The organism is Rhabdobacter roseus, from assembly GCF_014202275.1.
Classification (GTDB): domain Bacteria; phylum Bacteroidota; class Bacteroidia; order Cytophagales; family Spirosomataceae; genus Rhabdobacter; species Rhabdobacter roseus.
The window spans coordinates 109,289-122,960 of the sequence record NZ_JACHGF010000006.1 but is presented as its reverse complement, the minus strand read 5'-3'; the positions used below and the strand labels follow the sequence as shown (position 1 = coordinate 122,960).

Genomic DNA, 13,672 nt, shown 5'->3' with positions numbered 1-13,672 from the left:
CTACCTATTGCGGTCAGAGCCCCTCGGCCTTACTCACTCCGTCTTCAATGATTTCACCGGGTTCATCAGCGCCGCCCGGATGGCCTGGAAGCTCACCGTAGCCAGGGCGATCAGGACCGCCCCCAGCCCGACCGCCACAAACACCCAACCGCTGATCGGGCTGCGGTAGGGGTAGCTTTCGAGCCACTGCTGCATGAAAAACCAGGCAAGCGGCGTAGCCAGCCCGATGGCCACCAGGACTAGCTTCACGAAGTCGCGGGAGAGGATGAGCACGATGCTACCCACGCTCGCGCCCAGTACCTTGCGTACGCCAATCTCCTTGGTGCGCTGCCCGATCATCATGAGCGATACCGCAAACAGCCCCAGGCACGAAAGCAGAATGGCAATGCCCGACGCCACGCTGAACATCCCCGCCAGCCGCTGCTCCGACTTGTACCAGGCGTTGATGTTCTCGTCCAGGAAAGTACCCCGAAACTCCGCGCGGGGCGCCACTTTCTTCCAGGCACCTTCGAGCTTTTCCATGGCCGTCAGCAGGCTCTGGGGCGCTACCCGCACAAAGATGTACTCAATAGGTTCGTCGTGCGAGAGGTACATGGTAATGGGCTTCACCTCGTCGCGAAGCGAGTACAGATGAAAATCCGACACGAGGCCGATGATCTGGATGCGCTTGCCCGCCGAGTCGGTTTGAAAAAAGGTACCTACGGGATTTTTTTCGCCCAAAGCCCGGGCCATGCTTTCGGTAATAATGACGTGGTCCAGGGAGTCGGTGGCGAAGGCGGGGTCAAACTCCCGTCCGTCCAGCAGCTTGATGCCTAGCGTTTTGAGGTAGTCGTAGTCGATGTGCAGCCAGTCGGTGGTAATCTCTTTTTCTTTATACGTAAAGCCGATCATACTGCGGGAGCTGCTGCCGTCCTTGCCGCGCCCAATATTGACTTCACTGCCCGAAATAGCCACCACGCTGGGGTCGTCGGCCAGCTCGTTGCGCAGCCGCTGAAGTACCTTCTGGCCGTTTTCCTGGTTGCCTACCGGAATACTGATGACCTCATCGCGCAGGTACCCCAGCGGCTTTTGGCGCAGGTACTCCACCTGCCGAACCGCAATGAGCGTGCAGGAGATCAGCAGGCAGGAAAGACAAAACTGGGTCACGATGAGCGAATTGCGAAGTACCCCCGGCCGCTTCATGCTGACTTTGCCCTTAAGTACCTCCACGGCATTAAAGCGCGACATCTGCCAGGCGGGGTACCCACCGGCCACCAGCGTAACGAGCCCGAAGATGGCCAGGATCAGCGCCAGCTTGTCCCACTCCAGCAGGTAGGCTACGCTGAGCTTGGCCTGAAAGAACGCGTTAAATTCCGGGATAAGCACATACAGCAGCACGGCGCCCAGCAGAAAACCCGCCAGGCAGATCAGCACGGCCTCGGACCAGATCTGGAAAAAGAGCTGCTTTTTCAGCGCCCCCAGCGACTTCCGTACCCCGACCTCCCGTGCCCGAATGAACGAGCGCGCCACGTTCAGGTTGATGAAATTGATGCAGGCAATGAGCAGAATAAAAAACGCAATGCCCACGATGGCGTATACCGTACCGACCGCCCCGCTCCCCGAAATGTCGGTATTGAAGTGCACGTTGGCCAGCTTTTGCAGCCGAACGGCAAACAGATCCCCGCGCTCGTCGGGCTTGGCTCCCTGGCGCTTAAGGTTCGTGAAATTTTCGGCAAAGTACTTCTGCGCGAAGGGCTTGAGGCGTTTTTCAAACGACGCCTGGTCTACCCGCGGTGCTAGCTTGATAAATACCGTATGGTTCGAAGCGTCCCAGCGGTCTTTGTCCTGGTGGTAGTTGCCGGCATTTTCGGTCCGGATGAAGGCGTCGTATTGCAGCGAGGAGTTCTCCGGGAAGTCGGCCAGTACCCCGCTCACTACGTAAGCTTTTTGGTTGCCCTCACCGCCCAGGAGCAGCTGCTGGCCCAGGGGGTCTTGGGTACCAAAAACCGCTTTGGCCATGTGCTCGCTGATGACGATGCTGCTCAGGTCGGTGAGGGCGGTTTGGCGGTTGCCTTTTTTGAGTTCAAAAGAAAATATGTTCAGGAAATCCGCATCCGTGAGCCGCACCATTTTATCAAAATGCTTGCCCTGGTAGGTCACCATGCTGCTGCCGTTCATGACGCGCGCCGCGGCTTCTATTTCGGGAAATTCGGCCTTGAGCGCGGGCGTCAGCGGAAACGGCATACTGCTGCCCTTGCTGGGTTTGTCGGGGTTATTCGAGAAAAAGTAAGTTTGGTAAATGCGGTCGGCGTCCTGGTGAAAGCGGTCGAACGAAAGCTGGAAGTAGGCCGTTAGCAAGAGCAATATACTGACGCAAAAGGCCACAGAAAGCCCCACGACATGCAGGGCCGTATAGCCTTTGCTTTTCCAGAGGGTTCGTAAAGCTATTTTGAGGTAGTTTTTAATCATGGCTAGCGGGAATTTTTTCTGGATTATTAAAAATGTATACCAAGACCAAATACCTTTTGACAATCAGCCACTTAACTACCAATACTTGAACAAAACTGTCCGAAATCGGACAGTTTTGTTCAAGTATGAACGCGGCTTTACGCGCTCGAAGGTACCTGGCTAGTTGCCGTTCTGGACGTCGTCATTGCGGATGCCCCGCTTGCTTTTCTTGATTCCTTCCTTCAGCTTACCGAATTTGTAATTGAAACTACCACTGAACGTGCGAAAATAATCCCAGCGCTCGTTGCTTTGAATAAAGTCCGGCCCGAAGGATTCGCGGTAGTCGCGGCGGAACTTGGTGAAGGGATTATTCACCGAAGCCGAGAAGGACAGCTTGTCTTTGACCACGTCTTTATTGACGCTAAACGAGGAGGCAAACATGCGGTTGGAGGTACCTTGCAGGTTCACGTTGGGGCCGTTGAGGTTCAGGTTCGCGTTCACGCGCCAGTCTTTTTCCAGTCGGTAGCCGGTCGAGAAGTTGACGTTGTACATCAGCCCCTGGTTCTTGATCAGTACCCCGTTCACCAGGCCTTCCACCATGCCGTAGGCCGCCCGGCTGTTCAGGCTCATGTTCCAGCGCTTGGTCACGGGGTAGTTGATGTTCAGGCTCGCGCTGGGTAGTTTGGCCCGGCCGGTGTTGCCAAAGGAGGTGCGGGTGATCTGCGTCGTGGAGTCATAGACCGACACGGGGAAGATCAGGTCGCGAAAAAAGGTAAAGCCCAGGCCCCCGTTCACCGACGCCTTCTTGGACCAGTTGAAGCCCAGCTGCGCGTCGTTCACCAGCGCGGGGCGGAGGTTCGGGTTACCGGTGCGTTCGAAGTTCGGGTTCGAGCGGTCCACGAAGGGGTTGAGCTGGTAAATCCCCGGCCGCTGGATGCGCTGCGTGTACCCCAGGTTGAGGGCTTTGTTGCCTTTCAGCTTGCGGTTGACCGACACCGACGGAATGACGTTGAAGTAGTTTTGCCGCACCCGCAGCTCCGACGACAGGAAGTCGGCCTGAATCACCGTTTGCTCCACGCGCACGCCCGCTTTCACGCTCCATTTCTTGAAGTTGTACTGGTAGGTATTGTAGGCCCCAAAGACATTCTGCTCGTTTCGGAATGTATTGCTCAGGCCGGGCTGGACTTCAAACTGACCGGTTTCAGCATTTTGATTCCGGTGCTGAAAATCACTCGCGTTGGTGCGGAGAATGGCCTTGGCCCCTACCTCGACGCTCAGCTTCCGGACCGGGTACACGTAGTCTACCTGGTAGGTTTGTTCCGAAAAGCGCTGGTCGTTGAGCTGGCGGTAGTTGGGCAGAAAGTACCTAACGGCCTCGGTGATGGCCAGGGCGTTTTCCTGTTCGTTTTGGTACGAAAAATACCGGTACGAAAACGTCAGCAGTCGGTTTTTATCCGCTTTGAATCCGCGCTGGTAGTTCAGCGCCGCGTCCATGCCGATGCCGTTGCCCTCCGAAAGGTTGTCGAGATAGTATTGCTGGAGCAGCACCCCGGCTCCCGTAAGCCTGCTTTCCTGCCCGTTACGCCCGTTGGAGCGGCTGCCGTTGATATTAAACTGCCCCGAAAAAAGGTTGAGGCTGTCCAGCTCGTAGCTCAGCTCGTAGCCCAGGTACCCGTTTTGGCTTTCGGAGCGCTGGGTACCATCCTGCACCAGGTAAGTGGGCTCCAGGCCTGTGGTAGTGCGGCGGATGGCGTTGCGGGTTGTGGGCGCGGCGTAGAGGTTGGCCCCACCCAGGGCCGACAGCCCCCACTTACCCAGCTTGGCCGTAAAAGTACCCCCCAGGCCCGGTCCGCCGATGGGGAAGCGCTCGCTCACGTTTACCGAGCCGTTGTATCCGTTGTCGATTTTTTTGTTAGTAATGATATTGATAATCCCCGCCAGCCCTTCGGCGTCGTACTTGGCCGGGGGTGTGGTAATGACCTCGATGCGCTGAATCGTCGAGGCCGGCATGGCCCGCAGAATATCCTTGTAGCTGCGCTCCACCATGCTCGATGGCTTGCCGTTGATCAGGATCCGGAAGTCGGTGTTGCCCTTGAGCAGGATGTTGTCGTCGGCGTCCAGCGCCAGCAGGGGTACTTTGCGCATCATTTCCAGCACATTGAATACTTTATTCTCCGGGTCGGCCTGGATGTCGTAGGTAAGGCGGTCTACCTCCTGGGTAATGATGGGCTTCGCGGCCGTGACGGTCACTTCCTTGAGCCCCACCGTGGCCGGACTGAGGTCAATCCGGCCCAGGTCCACGCGCCGCTGGGTACTATCGGTGAGGTCTACGGGTAGGTTCTTGGTAAGGTACCCCACGCCCACCACCGACACCACGTAGCGGGCCGGGGCCAGGCCCGTGAAGGTAAAGGTACCGTCGGCCTTGGTGTAGTCGACCTTCGCGGGGGTACCGGGGCCGGTTAGCAGGTGCACGGTGATAAAATCCAGTTTTTTTCCGCTGGCCGAGTCGGCCACCGAGCCGGTGAGGCTGGCAGCAACGGGGGTACTTTGCGCCCAGGTACCTGGGCTAAGCAAAAGGAGTACGGCAACGGCCAATGCGGCCATCCAGCCTTTGGGGGTACTTTGTAAATTCAGGTTCATGGCTAATTAAGGTAGTTGGCTAATAGATGCAAACGGCGTAGTTCTCCCGGCGAAAACCGACGGATTTTCGGGTACTTTGAAGGTACTTTCGGTGAGAGGCTGCTGTGCTTCGGGCGGAGGTACCTTCCGCCTTTTCTGCCTGCGCCACCCCTCACCTCAGACCTTTCTCCAAGAAATGGACAGAACAAATGTATAGAAAGGTACTTTGTTTAGCAAGGTACCTTGCTAAAGTTTAAGCTATAAGTGACGAGCGGTCAGATTTTTATTTTAGTGGTAAGAATACGCCGAGAACGACCAGCGGCGCGAGGCAAAAGGTACCTTACTTTTTTTCCATTTTTCGCTCAATGACGAAATTGATGATCAGGCTGAAGCCGCCCACCAGGAACACCATCGCCAGAGGAGCAATGGGTTTGGGCGTTCCGTAGTAGTCGTTCAAGGTTTCGCCCAGGGGTATTCCTATCAGAATTCCCAGCCCTATTCCTACGCAGAGCATTCCGAATTTGAGGGTAGGTGAAATAGAAGGCTTACCTTTCGTGACCAACATGGAGGCATCCACGCCGCGTTCGATCATGGTTATACGTTCTTTGTGTCGCGTCACTAAATAAATGTAAGCTATTCCGAAAATGGCGGCAAAGCCTCCTAGAAAAATAAGGGAAGGTCCCATAGATTTGAGTTTTTGATGGTTGTATACCCCATAAGACCCCGGTACCTTCGGGCTGGTTACAGCTTTTTGAAAAAATAAATTTTCTGGTCCGTTGCTGTAACCTGCGAGCAAAAAGTACGGTCTTACGAGTGCGCCTCTACTCACTAATGCATGAAAGCGACAGAAGATCAGGTTTATATCGATAGGGTACTTCAGGGAGATCTGACGGCTTTCGCTTTTCTGGTAGAGCGCTACAAAGCCATGGCCTACACCCTGGCGCTGAAGATCATGCGGCACGAAGAGGAGGCCGAGGACGTAGCGCAAGAGAGCTTCGTGAAGGCCTACCAGCAGCTGTACCAGTTTGCGGGCAAGGCCAAGTTTTCGACCTGGCTGTACACCATCGTGTACCGCACGGCGGTTTCCAAACGGCAGAAGCAGGGGGTACTTACCTTTTCCCTCACCGACGCGCTCCACGACAACTACCCCGACGACACGGCCCCACCGCCGCTGGAGTACCTCCAGGCTGCCGAGCGGCAAACGTACGTGCAGCAAGCCATCGCCAAACTACCCGAGCTCGAAGGGATTGTAATTACACTGTTTTATATGAACGAAAACTCGATCAAAGAGATTGAAGAAATAACCGGGCTAACGGCCGCCAACATCAAGGTAAAACTGTTTCGGGCCCGGAAAATACTGGAGAATGAATTGCGTTTTTTGTTGTGAAAGCTAGCAGTAGCAGGTATGAAAAAGAAAGACGATAACCTCCGAAAACTCATCCAGCAGGCCGGGCCGGACCAGCCCGCGCCCGATTTCAACGAGCTCGTGATGCGGGCCGTCCGGACGGAGGCCGAGCGCGCTAGTAGTCTGCACGCGCTGCTACAGCAAAGTACCCCCGAGCCGCCTTCGCCGGCCTTTGTCCAGCGTGTCATGGCCCAGGTGGAAGCCGCCGCGCCCAAGCCCGTGGAGCCCGTGATCAGTAAAAACGCCTGGTACTGGATCGCCGCTTGCTTCGTGCTGCTCGTGGTGGCCAGCCTGGTGGTAGCGCCCGAAACACAACCCGCCGCTTCCGCCTTTTGGAACCAAACGGGACATGCATTTTCTGGTTTCACGCAGGCTATCGCCAAAGTACCCCTGCTGTACCCCCTGACGATCATCGCCGCCTGCGCGCTGCTGCTCCTCGACTACTTCATCCGGCAAAGGGTACTTTACAGCCGGGAGCTCGGGATGTAGGGTTCGAGGTATTGGGTGTATCCAAATCAGATGGTTCAAAGTACCTCACTAAGACTCAATTCCGTTGCCTCAATGGAATTATGGTAATTCCCGCCCTTTTCCTCAGCCGGAAAAAGCAAGCTTAGCAAGTACCCCACACTAGTGCTGCCACGTCACTGTTTCCGTGTCATTGAGCTTATCGAGAAGGGCGTGCAGGTACTTGCCGTCTTTGGACTGCTCGTACATGGGCAAAAACCGAGCCCCATACACCATTTCTTGTTGTATATACGACGTCCGCTGCTGCACCGTATTGGAAAAATGGTCGTCAAAGGCTCGGATGGTGATCATCAATTCCAGCCTGCCTGCCGTGAAATCCTGCTGGGTAAAATCCGAAAACGGGCTATTTTCATCGAGCGGATGTACGACCGTCCAGCTCACCCCCAACGAATTGATCTTGCTAAACTCCAGAGCCAGCTGATAAAACTTGGTAGTGGCCTTGCCGTGTTCCGTGACGTGAATAGCGGCGGTTACTTCGGCCTCTACGTCGGTGAGGTGGTTGTTTTTGGTAGTAGCCAGCCGGAACATCAGCGCCTTGCCCTCGCGGTAGGGAGCCACCAGAAAATGGTCACTAAACCGGATGTAAGCCTCGGGCCGGGAAAACCGCGCGTAGAACATCCCCGTCACCAGCGCGAAAGACATAATGCCAATAAAAGACTCAATGGAGGCCACCACGTTGGTAACAAACCCCACCGGACTAATATGCCCATACCCTACGGTTGTGAGGGTTTGGGAGCTAAAAAAGAACGCCTGAAGGTACCTTTCGCTAAGGCTGTCGGCCAGCAGGGTACCTTCTAGGCTATCGGGTCCGAGGGAAAAATAGATCGTAGCAAAAATAATGTTCAGGCTGGTGTAGATACCAAAAACCGTCAGGATAAAATAGAGACGAGGCATCCGCAGCAAGCTGTGGTAAATGCTGATGCGCTCGTAAAAAGGGATGCCTTTTTTGCGGAGGCTCACCGTTCCATCCCGGTTGATCAGCCTTCGGCCCGCGGCGTCGCTGTTGGGGCTGAAGCCGGTATTATCAATGGATTTCGACTTTTTGCCGGATAAAGATGCACGACTCATGATTAATGGACCGAATAAGGAGGTTAAGAAGCTTGAATTCTTTCCAAAACTATACCTATTCGGCTGATCTACCAAGATCGACCGTTTAAATCAATTGGTTACGCCCTTGCACGAGGTACTTTTCAAAAGTACCCCGTGCCCTCTGCCCAACGCCCCATGCTACTCACTCCGCAGGCTCTTCACCGGGTTCATGAGCGCGGCTTTGATCGATTGGTACCCCACTGTAGCCAGCGCCACGGCTATAGCCAGCGAGGCCGCCACCGCAAAGTACCACCACGCAATCGGCTCGCGGTAGGGGAAATTCTCCAGCCACAACGTAGCGCCATAGTACGAAACGGGCGAAGCGATGACGATGGCCAACAAGACCAACACCACGAAATCTTTGGAAAGCAGCGCCACGATGGCCGCGGCCGAAGCGCCCATGACCTTCCGGATACCAATCTCTTTGATGCGGGTTTCGGCGCTGAACGTAGCCAGCCCAAACAACCCGATACACGAAACAAAAATGGACAAAATGGTCGCCCAGGTGATCATCTGCCGCCACTGGGCTTCGGCTTCGTACCTTTTGGCGTTGGTTACATCCTCAAACCGGTACTCAAAAGGCATAAGCGGAACGTGCTTCCGGAAGGTACTTTCAATGGCCTTGACCGCCCCCGGCACGTCTTGTTCTGCTTGGCCCGTCCGTAGCTTTACGAAGACCGTGCGCAGGCCGTAGTTTGGGTCCTGCGTCAGCAGCAGGGGAGCGATTTTTTCTTTCAGGGAAGCATAGTGGTAGTCTTTGATAACGCCAATAACCTTCATCTTCTGATTCTTCCAGAAAAAGTCTATTTCCTGACCGATGGGCTCGCGCCAGCCCGCCTCTTTCACAAAGGCTTCGTTCACAATGACGGCGTCCGTTGGGTCCGAGGGGAAGCGTTGGGAGAAGTTGCGCCCCTGTAGCACCGGAATCTGGAGCGTGGGCAGAAAGTTGTCATCTACACCGATGTACCCAAATCCCAGCTCGCGGCCGTCTACCTTTGCGCCGGTGCCGTTGTAATGCCCGTTAAAAGCCGCCACCGATTCCACGCCCGCAATTGCTTCCAGCTCTTGCATGAGTACGGCCAGCTTTTCTTGTCCGCCCCTGCCCCGCCCCATGCTAAAGCTCAGCAGTTGTTCGTCGTTGTAGCCCAGGTCTTTATTGACCAAATAATTGAACTGCGAGTAGATCACGATGGTACCGATTAGCAAACAAACCGACAAGGCAAACTGAAAAACCACCAGGCCTTTGGTCAGGTAGTTTTTGTGGGTGAGCTTCGTGCGGTTATACAACGTTTGTACCGGGCTAAAACCCGACAGCACCAGCGCCGGATAAAAGCCTGCGACTAGGGCGGTCAGTAGGAATAAAGCCACGTAGGCACTTACCAACCCGGCATCGAGCAGGTACGACAAAGCCAGCTGCTTGTTGGCCAGCTCGTTGAACGTAGGCATGACTGCCAGCGTGAGCACAATACCTAGCAAAAACGCCACCAACGAAAGCAAAAACGACTCGCCCAGGAATTGGTAAATGAGCTGCTTCCGCAGGCTTCCTACTACTTTCCGTATGCCAATTTCCTTGCTCCGTTTCAGGGAGCGCGCCACGGTCAGATTGACAAAATTGATGCAGGCAATGAGCAGTATAAACAGCGCGATACCCGTCAGGATGTACGAATAAATAGGCTTGCTGCCGTGGTCCAGTCCGTTGCGTAGCTCGTACTGTTCGCTCGCCTGGTGGATTTGCAGAAAAGGCTGTAAATCAAAATGAACGCGCTGCTTAAACCCTTCTTGTTGACTGAGTTCTTCCCGCGCTTTGGTATAAAAAACGCGGTCCAGCTTGGGTACCACGCTGAGGTAATTGGCTTTTTCGTGCAGCAACACGAAGGTATTCATGTAAAAACCCAACCAGGCGTTATCCAGCCAGCCGCGGGCTTCCTGGAATTTAAAAGAAAGGAGCGCATCAAACTGCAGCGAGGAGTTCTGCGGACACCTTTTGGCCACGCCCGTAACCGTAAAAGCCTCAAAATTTTCTCCTATTTTAAAATCAATCGTTTGGCCCAGGGCGTCTTTGGTATTGAAGTACTTCACGGCCAGGTCTTCCGAAAGTACCACCGAATTAACGCCCGCCAAGGCCGTTTTGGGCTCGCCCGCCAGCAAGGGCATCGAGAACACCGAAAAGAAATTGTCATCCACAAAAACGACGTTTTCGCTCAGGAGTTCGTTGCCTTTTTTCGTCACGAACGAGTTGCTCTGCATCCGCACGATGGCCTCAATTTCCGGAATTTCTTCCCGAAACGTGGGCCCGTGGATGGCGTTGGTACTCCCGGTGGTACTTGACTCCTTCTCGCCGGTCATGCTGACCGTGACCCGATACAGCCGGTCTTTGTTTTTCTGAAAGCGATCAAAGCTTACCTCATCTTTGGTATAAAGCGCAATGAGCATACAGCAGCTGAGCCCGAGCGCCAGGCCCGCCACGTTAATAAAAGAGAAAACCTTGTTTCTAAACAGGTTTCGAACGGCGATTTTGAAGTAGTTCTGCAACATGGCTATGCGTGAGTTTTGTGTTTACTTTACGGATAATTCAGGGGACAAAGCAGGCTCGCCTGGCTACTACCGGGGCTGCTGCGTAAACTTGGGCGACGGCTACCACAGCACGTTCACGATGTACCAGGAACCTTTTATCTTCAGGTGAATGTAATCAATACCCCACTCGGCCCTGAACTTGGCCGAAGCGGTCTTGGCGGCTACCTCAAATACCTCCCGACTGCGCGTTGGTGCGCTTCCGAAGCCGCGTCTTGTTCTACGAAACATTTTGTTAGCAACATGTGCATGTGCCCTTCTTCTCGCAACTTGTAGCTGGTCGTACATGGTCGTCGTGGTGTCGCGGAATAGAATTAATTGTCTGGCCCTCGTCATAACCTGCCAATGAATGTTTTACTGGTTTTACTCTGCTTTCAACACGTTTACGGGTTCAATCCGCCCCGCTCGAATGGTTTGGGATAGGACAACCAGTAGACCGACTATGGCAACCAAACCAACGCCTATGCTTATATTTATAAGACCCAAATCAAGCTGACTGCCCATTTCTTTTCTTAGTAAATCACCGCCAAACAAGCCCGCCGGAACACCAATAAGCCCGGCAATCAGGATAAGAATACCAAAATTCTTGGTAACTATCCACACCAATTTTATATTGTTTGCTCCTAATATTTTTCTTATACCCAGTTCTTTAGTGCGCGTTTCTACGGCGTAACTGGCTATGCCTAAAATACCCAAAGCAGCGATGATCATGACAATCAGGGCAGAGCCTCCAAAAATTTCCATTTCTCCACTGATTTTCCCACTGATTTCTCCTGAATAGCGATACTCTTTTAAGTTATAAAGATTTGCTGTTTTCTCAGAAAAATGGTCTTTCCATACCGATTGAATAGCTTTGGTCGCTTCCATTTCTGTATTTGGCTTTATTTTTATAGTCAAGGTGGTTATTTCTTTTGGCAAATACCGATAGATTAAAGGGATTTGTTGGCCAATAACCTCATTAGGCATGATGCCGATGACTTGTACAGAGGCAGAGTCCAGCAAGAGATTTTGCCCCACTAGGGTCTCCGATTTAGATTCCAATAATTTTGCGGCAGCTTCATTCACCAACACATATTGCTCCGTACTTTGGGGCATAGTTGAAGGAAAATTTTGCCCAGCCAGTAAGCTGATACCTTCTGTTTCAATTGTTCGTGGATCAATACTTACGTAGTTTATTTCCAGAGTTTTATCGTTTAGCGTTACAGAATCTTTACCCATTTTAATGGGCTCATAGTACCAGTTAGTGGCCAAAGTCGTTTCTACCTGACTTAACTGGCTTATTTCGTTTTGCAGGTTTTGATATTTTTCACCTTTTAAATCCAGTGTCAGAACATTGGATGGCACGGTTAAGCTGATGATTGCATTGTTTTTTCTATCATAATCGGCTACTATGACAACCAGTATCATAAACATGATGGTCACAGAAAATTGAACGACAATCAAAGCTTTGTAAACAGCAACACCCCGGAACAGCTTTATATTCTTCATTTTATGCAAAACCTGTATAGGCTGAAACGCTGACAATAGCCATGACGGGAAGGCCCCTGCGACTAAGCCCGTAATCACTGCGTAGGTTATCAAACCTACTACTAAGGCTATATCCCAAGAGAATGTCACATCATCCATATCGGGTATGTAGTGGCTTAGAATAGTAACACATGGCACTGTAAACAACAAAGCAAACAGGGCAACCAGGGTCGATTCCATTAAAAATTGACCAATAATTTCTCCTCTTCTTGCGCCTATCGTTTTGCGAACACCTACTTCTTTCGCTCGGGAGAAAGCACGCGCCAATGCCAAACTGATATAATTGAAAGCAGATAAAAGGGTTAAGGCTAGAACTATGAATAGCTGCATTTTTACGTCTCCCCAACTAGCACCCGCATTGGGGTTATTTTTAATATGAAATTTTCCAGGGGTAATATCTTCTATGGGTTGTGCCAAAAATTGAAGATGGCTCTTATCCAATTTCCGATTATAGTTCTGGAGCGTTGTATTGAGCTGCTTTATATTATCTTCTGATTTTAAACGGGCATAAATGGCTGAACCCTTGAAGTCTCCCCAATCTTGTGAAAGACTACTGATTGCTCCTTTTTTTTCAAGCATTTCAGCAGAACTCATTGATAACATTGCCTCAATGGGCAGATGTGTTTCTAAAGGAGGGTCCTGAATAATTCCCCCAACGGTATAAGAACCTAAATTTTCAAATTGGACCGTATGCCCTAAGACATTGGTGCTGCCAAATATTTTCTCTGCTGTTTTTTCTGTTAAAAAAAGGGTGGTGGAATTATTGGTAAGGCTTTTCGCATTACCTGACAATAATTTAAAGCCAAAAACATTAAAAAAAGAAGGCTCTGAAAATTTTATGTCAATGGGCACATCCCCTTTGTCGGTTTGCAGGTTATGTTTTCCTGCCAGACGTACTTTTACCGTTTCTTCAACAAAGGAGAAGCTTTCCATTTGAGTCGCCAACGGCAGTGGAGCTGTTGCCCATTTGGTTTGTTCCCCCTCCTTTGTTTCCTGCGTGAGTATCCGTACTAGTCGATTAAATTCTGGATGAAAATGGTCTGTATCAAAAGTGGCTTTTAGACCTGTAAAAAGAATAACACCAACCGCCATACTCAATGACAAGCTCAGTATATTGACTAATGAAAAAAGTTTGTTTTTCCAGAGTATCCGTATAGCGATTTTTAGACTGTTCTTTATCATGGCTTAAAGTGTTTATTTTTGATTAAAATCGGCCAAATACCGACGAGGGAATTCCTCTCAATTCTATTGACAAGGTTTGCGTCAATAGTACAAATTATTAAAACATGTTCGCTTGTGGTCATCACTTGTTGTATCGGTTTGATTCAGTCAAGTACAAAATATTTACACCCAAACTTACTTTTATCTCAGTGGGTGATTGCCGTGGAGAAGCCTATTGGTAGGATTGCCAAACGTTTCTTTTTTGTCGGGGAACCTTTGCCGGATTACACGGAAGGGCATTGTTGCTAACTTTGTACTAAACGAGTAATCCCACTTCAGCAAGCTCGG

The 13,672-nt window shown here is 51.8% G+C and carries 9 protein-coding genes; 2 read left to right on the top strand and 7 right to left on the bottom strand.

All coding sequences use genetic code 11. The annotated features are described in order from the left end of the window. Positions 1–33: 33 nt before the first annotated feature. From HNQ92_RS18470 to HNQ92_RS18460, 3 genes are all read right to left on the bottom strand, one after another. The gene (locus tag HNQ92_RS18470) at positions 34–2,448 is read right to left on the bottom strand and encodes an ABC transporter permease (protein ID WP_184175965.1); all 2,415 of its coding nucleotides are present in this window, start codon (positions 2,446–2,448) and stop codon (positions 34–36) included. A 159-nt stretch (positions 2,449–2,607) separates the two neighbouring features. Beyond that, positions 2,608–5,067 carry an outer membrane beta-barrel family protein gene (locus tag HNQ92_RS18465; protein WP_246440410.1) on the bottom strand — a complete coding sequence of 820 codons (2,460 nt, stop codon included), beginning with the start codon at positions 5,065–5,067 and terminating at the stop codon, positions 2,608–2,610. Positions 5,068–5,386: 319 nt separating this feature from the next. Continuing rightward, a complete protein-coding gene (locus tag HNQ92_RS18460) occupies positions 5,387–5,731 on the bottom strand; it encodes a DUF6249 domain-containing protein (RefSeq protein WP_184175963.1) in 345 nt (114 codons plus the stop codon). Positions 5,732–5,881: 150 nt separating this feature from the next. On the opposite strand from HNQ92_RS18460, the gene HNQ92_RS18455 reads away from it, so the two are divergent. Beyond that, on the top strand, positions 5,882–6,433 hold the full coding sequence (locus HNQ92_RS18455) for an RNA polymerase sigma factor (RefSeq protein WP_184175961.1): 552 nt from the start codon (positions 5,882–5,884) through the stop codon (positions 6,431–6,433). Positions 6,434–6,451: 18 nt separating this feature from the next. After that, positions 6,452–6,940, top strand: a complete 489-nt coding sequence (locus tag HNQ92_RS18450; protein ID WP_184175959.1) for a hypothetical protein — start codon at positions 6,452–6,454, stop codon at positions 6,938–6,940. Between the two features lie 138 nt (positions 6,941–7,078). Here HNQ92_RS18450 and HNQ92_RS18445 read toward each other — a convergent pair whose 3' ends face one another. From HNQ92_RS18445 to HNQ92_RS18430, 4 genes are all read right to left on the bottom strand, one after another. Further along, positions 7,079–8,044, bottom strand: coding sequence for an ion channel (locus tag HNQ92_RS18445; protein WP_184175957.1), 966 nt, complete (start codon positions 8,042–8,044; stop codon positions 7,079–7,081). Positions 8,045–8,203: 159 nt separating this feature from the next. Next, positions 8,204–10,600 (bottom strand): ABC transporter permease, encoded by a 2,397-nt coding sequence (locus HNQ92_RS18440; RefSeq protein ID WP_184175955.1) that lies wholly within the window; start codon positions 10,598–10,600, stop codon positions 8,204–8,206. Positions 10,601–10,699: 99 nt separating this feature from the next. Beyond that, entirely contained in the window at positions 10,700–10,867 is a 168-nt protein-coding gene (locus HNQ92_RS28705; protein ID WP_246440408.1) for a nuclear transport factor 2 family protein, read from the bottom strand. A 132-nt stretch (positions 10,868–10,999) separates the two neighbouring features. Further along, positions 11,000–13,345: an FtsX-like permease family protein gene (locus HNQ92_RS18430; RefSeq protein ID WP_184175951.1), complete on the bottom strand. Its 2,346-nt coding sequence runs from the start codon at positions 13,343–13,345 to the stop codon at positions 11,000–11,002. Positions 13,346–13,672 lie beyond the last annotated feature (327 nt).